The following is a 13,233-nucleotide window of genomic DNA, read 5'->3' on the forward strand; positions in this document are numbered from 1 at the left end:
AGCAGGCAATGGCATTGACCAAGGCGGAGATGGCGGAAAAGCTGTTCGACGAAGTCGGTCTGAACAAGCGGGAAGCCAAGGAATTCGTCGACGCGTTTTTCGATGTGCTGCGTGAAGCATTGGAACAGGGACGTCAGGTGAAGCTGTCGGGCTTCGGCAATTTCGATCTGCGGCGCAAGAACCAGCGCCCGGGTCGCAACCCCAAGACCGGCGAGGAAATTCCGATTTCCGCCCGTACGGTGGTCACCTTCCGTCCGGGCCAGAAGCTCAAGGAGAGGGTGGAAGCTTATGCTGGATCCGGGCAGTAACCGCGAACTACCGCCGATCCCGGCCAAGCGCTACTTCACCATCGGTGAAGTCAGCGAGCTGTGCGACGTCAAGCCGCATGTCCTGCGCTACTGGGAAACCGAGTTTCCCAGCCTTGAGCCGGCCAAGCGCCGAGGCAACCGCCGCTACTACCAGCGCCACGACGTGCTGATGGTGCGGCAGATCCGCAGCCTGCTGTACGAACAGGGCTACACGATCGGTGGTGCACGCCTGCGTCTGGACGGCCCCGATGCCCGCGAGGAATCGGCGCTGAGCAACCAGATCATCAAGCAGGTGCGCATGGAGCTGGAAGAAGTGCTGCAGTTGCTGCGCCGCTGATCCCATTTCCATCGTAATCCGCTATACTTCACGGCCCGCCGCAGTGGCGGGCACATCGCAGCATCAGTCGGGGCGTAGCGCAGCCTGGTAGCGCATCTGCCTGGGGGGCAGAGGGTCGTCGGTTCGAATCCGGCCGTCCCGACCACTGTGATGAATCAAGAAGCCCGCGCAGCGATGCGTGGGCTTTTTTGTGCGTGCGGTGTATGCTGCGCGCCACTCGTACTACCGCGGCTGCTGAACCCGGTACTCACGAGAACACATCATGGATTCTGCAAGAAGCCGTGCCTGGCGTCGCAGCCAGGCTCGCAACCGTGGTGGCGACCGCGCCACGACCGCCTACAGCTACAAGCCCGAGAAGAACTGGAAGCTGCTGTATACGCGCGATGCCAAGCTCGCGCGCGCACGCCAGCTGGGCTTCACCTATCCGGTCCTCAGCGCCCGCCAACTGCAGGAACAGGAATGATCAACCTGCTGTTCGTCTGCAGCCGCAACCAGCTGCGCAGCCCGACCGCCGAAGCCATGTGGCGACGGCGACCCGGCTTCGCTGCGCTGTCGGCCGGCACCAGCCCGCATGCACGACGCCCCATCGGCCCGGCGGATATCCGCTGGGCCGATGTCATCTTCGTGATGGAGGCCAAGCACCAGCATCGCCTGCAGGCCGCCTATGCGCGCCTGCTGGAACACAAGCGCCTGCATTGCCTGGATATCCCCGACGACTATCGCTGCATGGATCCGCTGTTGATGGACCTGCTGGATGCAAAGGTGACCACGTATCTCGATCAGCTGCCGGCAAAGCGGTAGATCAGTTCCGGATCGCCTTCGTCCAATCCGTGCACGATGCCGCTGTCGATGAAACCCGAAGCGGCGAGCAGGCGTTGCATGCCGGTATTGGAAGCATTGGTCGAAGTGAACAGCCTGCCGTGGCCGTGCAGCGCGATGGCATGGCGCAGCAGGGCGGCGCCGACGCCCTGGCTGCGTTGTTCGCGCGCCACCATCAGCATCTCGACGAAGGCTTCGCCGAAGAAGTGATGGTGGATGGCCAGGTAACCGGCCAGCTGGCCGGCCCATTCGGCCACGTGCATGCCACCATTGGCCTGCCAGTCGCTGATCTGCCGTGCGCGTTGCGGATCGTGGACCGCAACGCTGTCGAGCGCGATCAACGCGGAAACGTCGGCGGGCATTGCCTCGCGGATGTGCAACATCGTCGAGGAGGGATCGGGCGGCACCATCGAAGGCTCCTGGGCTGGGTGCGCCCAGTCTATCGATCGCGTCGGCCGTGTCTGCGCATCCGCCACAGCCAGCGTGTGGTCGGCAGTCAATACACACGGAACTCGGCACGGCAGCCGTCGCTGACCCACACGCCGCGGCGGTCCCAGCCCCAGTTGCGATCCTCGACGCACGGTGTCACCGACTTCTGCTTGACCAGGCGTACCTCGTGGCGCACACGGATGCGGCATTCCTTGTCCTTCTGCTCGTAGGACTCGCAGACCAGGCGCTCGCCATCGTCATCGCGGTCACGGTCACGGCCGCGCCCCGGCCAGCGGCCGCGTCCCTGTCCGTCGGCCACGAACTCGGCGCGACAGCCGTCGGTGACCCAGAGCATGCGGCGGCTCTGGCCCCAGTTCTGGTCCTCTACGCAGCGGGTGACCGACAGCTGCCTGGCCAGGCGCATGCGGCCTTCGATCGGGCACTGCTGGGTCTTGTTGAACTGCGATTCGCAGCGCAGCGGCGCAATGGGATCGCTGTCGTAATCCTGGGCGGCCACCGTGGTGGCGGCCAGCAGCAGGGCCAGGGTGGGGAGGGCAATCGGCAGCAGCAGGCGATGGGTCATGGGGGGCCTCGGCAGGGGAACGGGCCGCAAGAATGGACCAGCCCGGGGCCCTCGGAACGGATCGTTCCGGCGTTGGCTCAGTGGGGATTTAGTAGTGTGCACCGGCCCATGCAGAGCCTTACATCCCTTATCATCGCGGCACATCCGATCGCATCGGCTTACACCTTCTTACATCTCTCCCACGCTTGCCGGCCCAGCCTGTGGCTGCCGTCACTGGCGTGCAGCCGGCGTGTGGAGGAGGATGCGCGGACCACGACGACCACAGGGGGTTGCGTTGATCAGCAGTACCGTCATTCATCGCTCGGCTGGCGCAGAGGCCGGGCAGGTGCGTGTCCTGGACACCACGTTCAAGGGCAAGCATGTGTTCATTGCGTGGGGCCTGCGCGGGCCGGAACTGGCCCGCAGCGCGGACCCGCCCGCCACCGTGGCTGCGCGCAAGGCGCTGCATGCCGTGGCCGGCCACAGCGAGGGACCGCGCAGCCCGGAGGTGTTCATCGCCAACCAGTCGGCAGTGGCGATTACCGTCTATCGGCTGCTGACCGAGGCGCGTTCGGGCGATGCCATCTTCTTCCTGTGTGATTCGCAGGCCGTGGTCGACTGGTTGATCACCGCACTGGAAGTGCAGCGCGAAGACTGACAGCGCGCAGGGTCAGGCCAGTGCCGCATCCACCGCCGCCAGGGCGTGCAGGGTGGTGGTGTCGAACAGCGGCACCGGGCTGTCCTCGGCGCGGACCAGCAACATGATTTCGGTACAGCCGAGGATGATCGCTTCGGCGCCGCGTGCAACCAGGCGCGCGATCACGCCGGCGTATGCCTGCCGCGAATGCTCGCTGACCACGCCGCAGATCAGCTCCTGGTAGATGATGTCGTGCACGCTGCGGCGATCATCGGCCTCCGGAACCAGTACCTCCAGCCCGAAGCGGTCCTGCAGCCGGTCGCGGTAGAACGCCTGCTCCATGGTGAAGGCGGTGCCGAGCAGTCCCACCTTGCGGATGCCGGCCTGCAGGATCGCCGCGGCGGTCGGGTCCGCGATATGCAGCAGGGGCAGCGGGCATCCGGCTTCGATCCGGCCGGCCAGCGTGTGCATGGTGTTGGTGCAGATCACCAGCAGCTCGGCGCCACCGGCCTGCAGCCGCCGTGCAGCATCGAGCATGTGGTTGCCCAGCAGATCCCATTGGCCGTCGTGCTGCAGCTGCTTGATGCCGGCGAAATCCACCGACCACAGCAGCAGTTGCGCCGAATGCGCGCCACCGAGGCGATGCCGCACCGCCTCGTTGATGAGCCGGTAGTACTGCGCCGAGCTTTCCCAGCTCATGCCGCCGATCAGGCCAAGGGTCTTCATGCACTGCTCCAAGCCAGAGACGGCCATTGCAGCACAGATGGCAGTGGCGCTGCCGTGCACGGGCGCCGGCATCTGTAACCGTCGCATCCACCGCCCGCTGTATGTGCCGCGTCCTGCATGGGTGCCCTATGCTGGTGCCGTCTTCTGAAGTGGAAACCGGCAATGGCCCTGCATACCTGGTGGTGGTTCCTGGCCACGGTCTTCGTGCTGTGCGGGACGCCCGGGCCGAACATGCTGCACATCCTCGGGCGCAGCGTCGGGCTGGGGTTCCGTGGCAGCGTGCCGGCCATGGCCGGCTGCCTGCTGGCGATGCTGCTGGTGCTGGCCGCATCCGCTGCGGGCCTGAGCGCGTTGCTGCACTCCTCGCCGATGCTGTTCGAAGTGCTGCGCTATCTCGGTGTGGCCTACCTGGCCTGGCTTGGCATCAAGGCGTGGCGTGACAGCTGCCGCCCGGCACCCGCGGTGGCCGATGCTGCAGAGGTCACACTGGCGCCGGTACATGGCGCAGCGACGGTATTCCGTGGCGGCCTGTGGGTTGGCCTGAGCAACCCCAAGCTGTTGTTGTTCGCCGCGGCGTTCCTGCCGCAGTTCGTTGATCCGTCGCGTAGCCAGGCCGTGCAGTACAGCGTGCTGGTGGCGACCTTCGCGGCCTGCGAACTGTTCTGGTACGTGATGTACGCCGCCGGTGGCCACGGCCTGCGTCGTTGGCTTGCAAAGCCATTCGCACGGCGCTGGTTCGACCGGCTGGTGGGAAGCGTGTTCCTGGCCTTCGCGGTGGCGCTGCTGCGCTTCCGGCCGCGCTGATTCACGCCGCACACGCGGCCTTTTCACGACTGCCGCATCGGCTGCGGCCTAGCCTGATCACACCGTTTGCGTTCCCCGCGGGGTAAGGACTGACATGATCAAGTGGGCCATCATTTTCGCCATCATCGGCATCATCGCCGGCGTGCTGGGCTTCGGCGGCATCGCCGGTGCCGCTGTGGGCATCGCCAAGTTCCTGTTCTGGGCCGGCATCATCATTGCCGTGGTGCTGTTCCTGATCGGCATGAGCGTGGCGAAGAAGGTCAGCTAGCACCTGTCGCGCAGCAGCGTGTTCAGTGCGCGCTGCTGCGCGAGAACAGGTTGATCACCAGCACGCCGGCGCAGATCAGCGCGATGCCGGCCAGCGCAGCTGCATCCAGCCGCTGCTTGAACACCACCAGGCCGATCAGCGAGATCAGCACGATGCCGACGCCGGACCAGATCGCATAGGCGATGCCGGTCGGCACCGACTTCATGGTGACCGACAGCAGGTAGAAGCACAGCCCGTAGCCGACCAGCGCGCCCAGTGTCGGCCACAGCCGGCTCATGCCGTCCGAGGCCTTCAGCAGCGACGTGGCAATCACTTCCAGCACGATGGCGGCGGCCAGGTAGATATAGGGGTTCATCGCGGGCTCCGGGTCACTGCAGGTCGCACAGCTTGAGGGCCTGCTCGGCCATCGCCAGCGCATTGAGGCGCTCTGCTTCGTCCAGCGGCCGACCATAGGCGGTGGCCCAATAGCCATCGGCCGCGCAGCGTGCCGCGTACAGGCGCGGATCGCCCGCCTCGCCGGGGAACTCGGCCAGCATCGCGCGCTTCCAGTCGCGCCAGTGCGCCAGCAGGGCCGGCTCCATCAGGTTGCCCAGGGTCAGGCCGACGTCGTTGTCCTGTTCCTGCTGCAGCAGGTGCTCGAAGTTGGCCCGCACATAGGCGCGGCTGAAGCAGCCGTGGCCGGGCGTGCCGTCCTGCAGGAGCGTGCGCACACGCGCCTCGAATTCGCCGATGAGTGCGCCGATGGCTTCATCGACCAGCGCCTGCTTGCTGCTGAAATGGTGGAACAACGCGCCCTTGCTGACCCCGGCCACGCGCGCGACATCCTGCACGGTCAGTGCCGCCAGCCCGTTCTGGCCAATCACGGCGATGGTGGCGTGCAGCAATGACTGGCGCACGCTGTCGGGCGCTTTGCGCCGCGAGCGGGGAGGGGGCGGGGACATGATGGGAAGAAACCGACTGGACGGTATGATTGTAGCGCAGCCGGATCGCGTCACCGGCGCGACCATCGGCCACCGCCCGGTGGGAGCCGGATCAATCGTCGATGCGTGCGAAACGCGCCTGCGGGCCGTGTTTGCCTGGGACCTGCTCGACGAACATCGGGTAGGGGCGTACCCACAGGCCGCCTTCGCCGTAGAGTGCGCGGTACAGCACCAATGGTTCCAGCGTCTCGCTGCTGCGGACGATGTCGATCACTTCGTATTCGCCGCCCTTGAAGTGGCGATACCGGCCACGGGCGAGGTCGGGCAGGGGACTCAGCTCAGCCATGACGGGTCGTGCTCACTTGCGCGCCGGGCTGGCGGGCGTGGCGCAGTACGCGTCGATGGCCTCGGCGCTGTTGGCCAGGCCGTGTGCCTGTGCCAGCTCCCAGGGCCGCTCGCAGCGCTGGCTGTGTTCGCACCACTGGTAGCCGGCCGAGCCGATGCAGCCGTGCGCGTCGCGATCGCCGCCTACCTTGGGCATGGTTGTCGAAGGCTTGCCGTCGGCACGCGGGGCTGCATTGTCCGGGCTCGCGCATGCGGCCAGAACCAGCAGCGCTGGAATCAGAAGAAGCACCTTCATGCGCGAGCTCCGTGCGTAAAGCAACATATTCTGTCGCAAATAGCCCGTCAGCAAGCGCTCAATGCACGGCGGCGCGGACCAACTCTTCGATCAGAATCAGATAGCTGGCCACGAAATAGAACTTCAGCAACGTCGAACGCTGGTGCGAGAAGAAGGTGCGCATGTGGAAGGGGCCCCTGTTGATGATGGTAGTGTGAAGCCCAGCTGACTCCGTGACAAGGATCACGGAATGAACGAGCTAAACGGACTCAGGGATGTGATGAGGCGAAGTTCCGACCCAAAGGCGCGGCATTTTCGTACAAATCTGATAGGCCATCCCGGAGGCGGTCGCTAGCCTGATGGTGTAACGGCGAGCGGCACGTCTGCCTGCCACCGCACCCTTTATCCGCAGGAGCCTCCCCATGGTCATCACCGTCCAATGCACTGCCCAGCGCTGGTCCGTACTGCACCCGCAGGCACGCGAGGCCACCCGCTACGCACGTGGCGCCGACGCCTTTGACGCCGCCGCCGCGCTGGCCCTGGAGCATCACCGCCGCACCGGCCAGCGCAGCACGGTGCGGGTCGAGGCGCTTGGCAACACGGTAGACGCGCTTCACGTCGGAGAGTGACGCCAGCAACTGTGACGCAGTCAGGTCCGGTTGCGTTGTTTGAATGGGGAAAAACTGCCGTTGCGCTCCCCTCTGTGCGCCGGGCCGTGAATCCCGGATGCTTGCGCCATCGTATTCATCTGGAGATCTCGATGGGCAAGGCACTCACTTGGCGCACCCTGGCCTGCACCCTGTTGCCGATGCTGGCGGCGGCCGGCGGCGCCCAGGCGCAGAGCTATGGCTACGGCTATGACGACGACCGCTATGGTGGCCGCGATGGCAGTGGCATCGTGCGCTGCGAGTCGGTCAAGAATCGCAGCAATGAGTGCCGCCTGGACGGCCGCGCGCGGTTGATCCGCCAGTTGTCCGGTTCGCCCTGTGTGGAAGGTGAGACCTGGGGCCAGTCGCGCAACGGCGTCTGGGTCACACAGGGGTGCCGTGCCGAATTCGTCGGTGAATACCGCCGCGGTGGCGGCTGGGGTGGCAATGGTGGCGGCTGGGGCAATGGCAATGGCAACGGATGGGGCGGCGGCGATGTGGTCACCTGCCATTCCAATGGACATCGGCAGGAGTACTGCGATGCGCGCATCCGCCGGGGTGTGCGCCTGATCCGCCAGGACTCACGCAGCGCCTGCATCGAAGGCCAGAGCTGGGGCTGGGATCGCCGCGGCATCTGGGTGAGTGATGGCTGCCGGGCGCAGTTCCAGGTGAACTGAGCTTTACGGGTTCAGCCCATGAAAATCAGAATAATCTGATACAGCTCACATTTTGAACGCCGTATTGTCTGCGATCAGGGCACGTTGCGTGCCCTGAATCTCAGCGGTGCCGTGTGCCATAGCCGGCATGGGCATCCCGCCGCCATCGATACGCTGCCTCAAGGAGTGAGCTGCATGTTGATCCGCCTGCAATGCGAACAGCGCCAGTGGCGCGTGCTGCATCCGGACCGGCCGGAGCCGATCGAGTTCCGCGATGGCGCCCGCGCCTACGACTTCGCCGAGACTCTGGCCCGCCTGCACTTTGTCGACACCGGTCAGCGTGCGGCCGTGCGCGTGGAAGCCAGCGGCGCGTTCGTCGAAGCGGTCAGTTACGGCTGAGCGCGGGTGCCTGCCAAGGCAGGCACCCGGAATTCCATCATCCACGCATGGCGTGGATCTACGCGTTTCGAGCCTGGAGGGTGCGGACGCTGTCCGCGCCCATTGCGCCCTGTGTGGATCTACCGGGTGGTGATCGGCCTCAGCCTGCCGCGCTGAGCGGCGGGGTACCTGCGGCGAGCTGCGGCCAGCGCTTGAGCACAGCGGCGCGGATGCCGGCGGCGTCGATGCCGGCTTCGGCCAGCAGGTCTTCGCGGCTGGCATGGTGCTGGTAGCTGTCGGGCAGCCCCAGGTGCAGGATCGGACGCAGCACGCCTTCGGCATTGAGCAGTTCACCAACACCGGAGCCGGCGCCACCGGCCACCACGTTGTCTTCGATCGTCACCAGGCCCTCATGCTGGGCGGCGACAGCCAGCACCAGCTCGCGGTCCAGCGGCTTGATGAAACGCATGTTGACCACGCTCAGGCCCAGTTCGCGGCCGACCTGCTCGGCGGCGGCCACGGTGCTGCCGAAGGCGAGCAGGGCAATGCGGCTGCCCTGCAGGCGCAGTTCGCCCTTGCCGATCGGCAGGGTCGACAGGTCGGTGCCGGCTGCAACGCCGGTGCCGGTGCCGCGCGGGTAGCGCACGGCGGCCGGGCCCGGGTGCTGCAGGCCGGTGCTTAGCATCTGCCGGCACTCGGCTTCGTTGGACGGTGCCATCACCACCAGGTTCGGCACGCAGCGCAGGAAGCTCAGGTCGAGGTTGCCGGCGTGGGTCGCACCGTCCGGGCCGACCACGCCGGCGCGGTCGATCGCGAACAGCACGTCCAGGTCCTGGATGGCCACGTCATGTACCAGCTGGTCGTACGCGCGCTGCAGGAAGGTCGAGTAGATCGCCACCACCGGCTTGCCACCCTGTGTGGCCATGCCGGCGGCGAGGGTGACCGCATGCTGTTCGGCAATCGCCACGTCGAAATAGCGCTGCGGGTATTCCTTGCTGAAACGCACCAGGCCGGAGCCTTCGCGCATCGCCGGGGTGATGCCGTACAGGCGCGGCTCGGCGGCGGCGGCATCGCACAGCCAGTCGCTGAATACATCGGTGTAGGTCGGCTTCTTGGCCCCGGCCTTGGCCACCAGGCCCTTGTCCGGATCGAACGGGCCCACGGCGTGGTAACCGATCTGGTCGCCCTCGGCCGGCTCGTAACCCTTGCCCTTGGTGGTCATCACATGCAGCAGCTTCGGGCCCTTGGAGGCGCGCAGCGTCTTCAGCGTGGACAGCAGGGCGGGCATGTCGTGGCCGTCGATCGGGCCGGTGTAGTGGAAGCCCATTTCCTCAAACATCGTGGAAGGCACGAACATGCCCTTCCAGTGTTCTTCCCAGCGTTTCACGAAGCGTGCCGGATTGTTCTTCTTGTCACCGAGAATCTTCTTGCCGCCTTCGCGCAGCGCGTTGAGCGTGCGGCTGCCGGTGGCGCGGCCCAGCATCTTGGTCAGGCCGCCCACGGCCTCGGAGATCGACATGTTGTTGTCGTTGAGGATCACCAGCAGGTTCGGCTCCGGCTCCATGCCGCCAGCGTGCATCAGCGCTTCGAACGCCATGCCGGCGGTCATCGCGCCGTCACCGATCACCGCCACGATCTTGCGGTCGTCGCCTTCGGACTGGCGGGCGATGGCCATGCCCAGTGCGGCCGAGATCGAGGTCGAGGAGTGGCCGACACCAAAAGTGTCGTACTCGCTTTCCTCGCGCTTCGGGAACGGCGCGATGCCGTCCTTCTGCTTGACGGTGTGGATCTCGTCGCGGCGGCCGGTCAGGATCTTGTGCGGGTAAGTCTGATGGCCGACGTCCCAGACCAGCTGGTCGTGCGGTGTCTGGTACAGGTAGTGCAGGGCCACGGTGAGCTCGATCACGCCCAGGCCGGCGGCGAAGTGGCCGCCACTCTTGCCCACCGATTCAATGAGGTAGGCGCGCAGTTCGTCGGCAACCGCCCTCAATTCGGATTCGTCGAACGTGCGCAGGTCATCCGGCGTCTGGATGCGCGCGAGGCGGGGATAGCGGGCAGAGTCGATCATCATGTTCGCACTTTTTCTGAACGCCCATTTTCGCCCTCAAACGGGGGTGGGGCAAGCAAACGCCGCCGTCCGTGACAGGACGGTGAGGGTTGCATTTTCAGGCGTTCAGGTGCTCAGTTTCGAGCGCTTGGGCAATTGCGCCTTCAGGAAGGCCATCTGGTCGGCCAGGATGTTGCGGTTGGACAGGATCAGGTGCTCGATCCAGCTGGGCCGGTAGGGCACTGCCAGCAGGGGCATGCCGGCCTGCTGCGGGGTGCGGTCGCTCTTGCGCGAATTGCAGTGGAAGCAGGCGGTGACCACGTTTTCCCAGCAGTCCAGGCCGCCCTTGGACAGCGGCATGACGTGATCGCGGGTGAGCGTGGGGCGGCTGAACTGCTGGCCGCAGTACATGCACAGATGGGCGTCGCGGGCGAAAAGGGCCTGGTTGGTCAGGTTCGGCGTCGGGTCGATCGCACGGGAGCGGGCGTGGCCGCGGGCGGCGATGATCGGGTGCAGGTCCATGCCGCTCTGCAGGCCGCTGAAGCGGTTGGTGCCGCCGTGGATGTGCAGGCAGGGGTCGCCGAGCGTCCAGGCCACCGCCTCGCGGGCGTAGAGGCAGGCCGCATCCTGCCAGGTGATCCAGTCCAGTACGCGTCCGTGGGCATCAAGCGAGAGCAGCCGGACCGAACCGGGGCGATGCAGCGTCGTGGCGTTGGGCGATGCTTCGGCGCCCGGAGCAGAAAACGGAGCTCCGGCTTCGATCAGACCCAAGCGTGTAGTGTCTGTCTCCATCGGGAGAACAGCTTATACCTGAATCATTGCGATTTGGGTATCGCCCGGAGGGCGAAACCCAAATCGCAATGATTCAGGTCCGCGCATTCCTCCTATCCCCCGCACCTGTCGGTGCGCCCCCCTTAACAAAGGGGGGGCTTTTCCCCAGATGGATTTCGGTGGTTTCCATCCACGCGTGGCGTGGATCTACGCAGATCGCGGGGAACTGTCAGAGGCGGGGCGGTGTGGGTTGGCAGGACCGTTGGCGCCATGGAGGGCGCCATCGAGCCCCCAGGGGTGAGGGCGCTTTGCTTGCGAAGCACTGCTTCGCAAGCGCCCGAAGGCACAGTCGCCAGCGGCTGGGCCGGACCGCGGAGCGGGGTTTACGGCGTGTCCTGCCAGCCCACACCGCCCCGCCATCCACCGGGATCCAGCTGTTGCTATTGCGGTTGCCGGCCAGCGGCCGGCACTACCGCGGGTGCCGGCCGAAGCCCGGCTCAGGCGCCGAAGCGCTCGTCGTCCATGGCCATCAGCGGCGCGGCGCCGGCCTGGATCGCGGCGGCGTGGCTGAGGGTGCGCGGCAGCACGCGGGCGAAGTAGAACCGTGCGGTCTCGCGCTTGCCCTGGGCGAAGGCGGCGCCGTGCGCGCTGGCATCGGCGGCGGCCACGCTGCGGGCCCACCAGTAGGCCAGCACCACGTAACCCGAATAGAACAGGTAGTCGTAGCTGGCCGCGCCCAGTTCGTCGGGATTGGCGGCCGCGCGCTGCAGCACGTCCATCGTCAGCTTGCCCCATTCGGCGGCCTTGGCGCGCAGCGGGCCGATGAACTCGGCCAGCGCTTCGTCGCCCTCGTGTTCCTTGGCGAAGGCTTCGATCTCGGCCAGCATCAGCTTCAGGCCGGCGCCCTGGCTGGATGCGGTCTTGCGGCCGATCAGGTCCAGCGCCTGGATGCCGGTGGTGCCTTCATACAGCGTGGTGATGCGTGCATCGCGGGCCAGCTGCTCCATGCCGTGCTCGCGGATGTAGCCGTGGCCACCGAAGCACTGCAGGGCGTTGTAGGTGTTCTCGATGCCCCATTCGGTCTGGCAGGCCTTGGAGATCGGGGTCAGGAAGCTCACCAGGGTGTCGGCGCGCTCGCGCTCGGCGGCATCCTGGGCGTGGTGGGCGATGTCGATCAGGGTGGCGGCATGCAGCGCCAGCAGGCGGCTGCCTTCGACCAGCGACTTCACGGTCAGCAGCATGCGACGCACGTCCGGGTGGACCAGGATCGGGTCGGCCGGCTTCTCCGGGAACCTGGCGCCGCTCAGGGCGCGCGACTGCAGGCGCTCACGGCTGTACTTCAGTGCGTTCTGGTAGGCGCGCTCGGACAGGCCGATGCCCTGCAGGCCGACACCCAGGCGCGCGGTGTTCATCATGGTGAACATGGCCTGCAGGCCCTTGTGCGGCTGGCCGACCAGGTAACCCTGCGCACCATCGAAGTTCATCACGCAGGTGACCGACCCCTTGATGCCCATCTTGTGTTCGATCGAGCCACAGCGCAGTGCATTGCGCTCGCCGACGTTGCCATCGCGGTCGACCTTGAACTTCGGGGTGACGAACAGCGAGATGCCCTTGGCGCCCGAAGGGGCGTCGGGCAGCTTGGCCAGCACCAGGTGCACGATGTTCCCGGTCAGGTCGTGCTCCCCGGCGGTGATGAAGATCTTGGTGCCGGTGATCGAGTAGCTGCCGTCGGCGTTCGGCTCGGCCTTGGTCTTGAGCAGGCCCAGGTCGGTGCCGCAGTGCGGCTCGGTCAGGCACATCGTGCCGGTCCAGCGGCCTTCGATCAGCGGCTTGAGGAAGGCGTCGTGCTGCCACGCCTCGCCGTGCTGCTTCAGCGCTTCAATGGCGCCGTGCGAGAGCAGCGGGAAGTTGCCCCACGCCAGGTTGGCGGCGTTGATCATTTCGTTGAGCGGCACCCCCAGGGTGTGCGGCAGGCCCTGGCCGCCCAGCTCCGGCGAGGCGGTCAGGCCGGTCCAGCCGCCATCGACGAACTGGTCGTAGGCCTGCTTGAAGCCGGGCGGGGTGGTCACTTCACCGGTGGCCTGGTCGAGTACGCAGCCGATCTCGTCGCCGACGCTGTTGAGCGGGGCCAGCACGGTGGCGCTGAAGCGGCCGGCTTCCTCCAGCACGGCATCGACCACGTCGGCGGTGGCGTCGGTGAAGCCCAGGCGGGCGAACAGGGGTTCGACCTTGAGCACGTCGTGCAGGGCGAAACGGAGGTCGGAAAGCGGGGCGGTGTAGCTGCTCATCGGTACGTCTCGATTTG

Annotated in this window: 20 protein-coding genes and 1 tRNA gene; 11 read left to right on the forward strand and 10 right to left on the reverse strand. The window is 66.3% G+C overall.

Features of this window, described 5'->3' with window-relative positions; all coding sequences use genetic code 11:
• Positions 1-8: 8 nt before the first annotated feature.
• From AC5P56_RS06205 to AC5P56_RS06225, 5 genes are all read left to right on the forward strand, one after another.
• Positions 9-308, forward strand: a complete 300-nt coding sequence (locus AC5P56_RS06205) for an integration host factor subunit alpha (RefSeq protein ID WP_005410432.1) — start codon at positions 9-11, stop codon at positions 306-308.
• Positions 289-645, forward strand: a complete 357-nt coding sequence (locus tag AC5P56_RS06210; RefSeq protein WP_005410431.1) for a MerR family transcriptional regulator — start codon at positions 289-291, stop codon at positions 643-645. The genes AC5P56_RS06205 and AC5P56_RS06210 overlap by 20 nt, the downstream gene beginning before the upstream one ends.
• Before the next feature lie 68 nt (positions 646-713).
• A tRNA-Pro gene (locus AC5P56_RS06215) sits at positions 714-790 on the forward strand.
• Between the two features lie 117 nt (positions 791-907).
• Complete coding sequence (locus AC5P56_RS06220; protein ID WP_049442386.1) at positions 908-1,108, forward strand: hypothetical protein; 201 nt, start codon at positions 908-910, stop codon at positions 1,106-1,108.
• On the forward strand, positions 1,105-1,446 hold the full coding sequence (locus tag AC5P56_RS06225; protein ID WP_049442387.1) for a low molecular weight protein tyrosine phosphatase family protein: 342 nt from the start codon (positions 1,105-1,107) through the stop codon (positions 1,444-1,446). Before AC5P56_RS06220 ends, AC5P56_RS06225 begins: the two co-directional genes overlap by 4 nt.
• On the opposite strand, the gene AC5P56_RS06230 is transcribed toward AC5P56_RS06225, so the two are convergent.
• Both AC5P56_RS06230 and AC5P56_RS06235 read right to left on the reverse strand, forming a co-directional pair.
• Positions 1,425-1,874, reverse strand: coding sequence for a GNAT family N-acetyltransferase (locus AC5P56_RS06230; RefSeq protein ID WP_049442388.1), 450 nt, complete (start codon positions 1,872-1,874; stop codon positions 1,425-1,427). The genes AC5P56_RS06225 and AC5P56_RS06230 overlap by 22 nt on opposite strands.
• Positions 1,875-1,960: 86 nt before the next feature.
• Positions 1,961-2,476, reverse strand: coding sequence for a DUF3011 domain-containing protein (locus AC5P56_RS06235; protein ID WP_046431780.1), 516 nt, complete (start codon positions 2,474-2,476; stop codon positions 1,961-1,963).
• Positions 2,477-2,717: 241 nt separating this feature from the next.
• On the opposite strand from AC5P56_RS06235, the gene AC5P56_RS06240 reads away from it, so the two are divergent.
• Positions 2,718-3,113, forward strand: a complete 396-nt coding sequence (locus AC5P56_RS06240) for a hypothetical protein (protein WP_049442389.1) — start codon at positions 2,718-2,720, stop codon at positions 3,111-3,113.
• Positions 3,114-3,125: 12 nt separating this feature from the next.
• Here the strand turns inward: AC5P56_RS06240 and AC5P56_RS06245 are convergent, their stop codons facing one another.
• Positions 3,126-3,818 carry an aspartate/glutamate racemase family protein gene (locus tag AC5P56_RS06245; RefSeq protein WP_032956186.1) on the reverse strand — a complete coding sequence of 231 codons (693 nt, stop codon included), beginning with the start codon at positions 3,816-3,818 and terminating at the stop codon, positions 3,126-3,128.
• A 162-nt stretch (positions 3,819-3,980) separates the two neighbouring features.
• Between AC5P56_RS06245 and AC5P56_RS06250 the strand changes: the two genes are divergently transcribed.
• Both AC5P56_RS06250 and AC5P56_RS06255 read left to right on the forward strand, forming a co-directional pair.
• Positions 3,981-4,622, forward strand: coding sequence for a LysE family translocator (locus tag AC5P56_RS06250; RefSeq protein ID WP_032956184.1), 642 nt, complete (start codon positions 3,981-3,983; stop codon positions 4,620-4,622).
• A gap of 94 nt (positions 4,623-4,716) precedes the next feature.
• Positions 4,717-4,890 (forward strand): DUF1328 domain-containing protein, encoded by a 174-nt coding sequence (locus AC5P56_RS06255; RefSeq protein ID WP_005417836.1) that lies wholly within the window; start codon positions 4,717-4,719, stop codon positions 4,888-4,890.
• Between the two features lie 22 nt (positions 4,891-4,912).
• On the opposite strand, the gene AC5P56_RS06260 is transcribed toward AC5P56_RS06255, so the two are convergent.
• The 4 genes from AC5P56_RS06260 to AC5P56_RS06275 all read right to left on the reverse strand — a co-directional run bounded on the left by AC5P56_RS06260 (position 4,913) and on the right by AC5P56_RS06275 (position 6,450).
• Positions 4,913-5,245, reverse strand: a complete 333-nt coding sequence (locus AC5P56_RS06260; protein WP_014647841.1) for an SMR family transporter — start codon at positions 5,243-5,245, stop codon at positions 4,913-4,915.
• 13 nt (positions 5,246-5,258) lie between these two features.
• The gene (locus tag AC5P56_RS06265) at positions 5,259-5,831 is read right to left on the reverse strand and encodes a TetR/AcrR family transcriptional regulator (RefSeq protein ID WP_495231494.1); all 573 of its coding nucleotides are present in this window, start codon (positions 5,829-5,831) and stop codon (positions 5,259-5,261) included.
• A gap of 91 nt (positions 5,832-5,922) precedes the next feature.
• On the reverse strand, positions 5,923-6,156 hold the full coding sequence (locus AC5P56_RS06270) for a DUF1653 domain-containing protein (protein WP_014647839.1): 234 nt from the start codon (positions 6,154-6,156) through the stop codon (positions 5,923-5,925).
• A gap of 12 nt (positions 6,157-6,168) precedes the next feature.
• Positions 6,169-6,450, reverse strand: coding sequence for a hypothetical protein (locus AC5P56_RS06275; protein ID WP_014647838.1), 282 nt, complete (start codon positions 6,448-6,450; stop codon positions 6,169-6,171).
• A 401-nt stretch (positions 6,451-6,851) separates the two neighbouring features.
• Between AC5P56_RS06275 and AC5P56_RS06280 the strand changes: the two genes are divergently transcribed.
• The 3 genes from AC5P56_RS06280 (at position 6,852) to AC5P56_RS06290 (ending at position 8,131) form a co-directional block, all read left to right on the forward strand.
• Entirely contained in the window at positions 6,852-7,058 is a 207-nt protein-coding gene (locus tag AC5P56_RS06280) for a hypothetical protein (protein WP_046431774.1), read from the forward strand.
• A 131-nt stretch (positions 7,059-7,189) separates the two neighbouring features.
• Entirely contained in the window at positions 7,190-7,753 is a 564-nt protein-coding gene (locus AC5P56_RS06285) for a DUF3011 domain-containing protein (protein ID WP_032956176.1), read from the forward strand.
• A 174-nt stretch (positions 7,754-7,927) separates the two neighbouring features.
• Positions 7,928-8,131 (forward strand): hypothetical protein, encoded by a 204-nt coding sequence (locus AC5P56_RS06290; RefSeq protein ID WP_005417823.1) that lies wholly within the window; start codon positions 7,928-7,930, stop codon positions 8,129-8,131.
• A 139-nt stretch (positions 8,132-8,270) separates the two neighbouring features.
• On the opposite strand, the gene dxs is transcribed toward AC5P56_RS06290, so the two are convergent.
• The 3 genes from dxs to AC5P56_RS06305 all read right to left on the reverse strand — a co-directional run bounded on the left by dxs (position 8,271) and on the right by AC5P56_RS06305 (position 13,216).
• Complete coding sequence (gene dxs / locus AC5P56_RS06295) at positions 8,271-10,178, reverse strand: 1-deoxy-D-xylulose-5-phosphate synthase (RefSeq protein WP_032956193.1); 1,908 nt, start codon at positions 10,176-10,178, stop codon at positions 8,271-8,273.
• A 105-nt stretch (positions 10,179-10,283) separates the two neighbouring features.
• Entirely contained in the window at positions 10,284-10,949 is a 666-nt protein-coding gene (locus AC5P56_RS06300) for an HNH endonuclease (RefSeq protein WP_032956174.1), read from the reverse strand.
• Positions 10,950-11,425: 476 nt separating this feature from the next.
• Positions 11,426-13,216, reverse strand: a complete 1,791-nt coding sequence (locus tag AC5P56_RS06305; RefSeq protein WP_495231495.1) for an acyl-CoA dehydrogenase C-terminal domain-containing protein — start codon at positions 13,214-13,216, stop codon at positions 11,426-11,428.
• Positions 13,217-13,233: the final 17 nt, after the last annotated feature.

It is taken from the genome of Stenotrophomonas sp. YJH_SMC_131, from assembly GCF_059367975.1.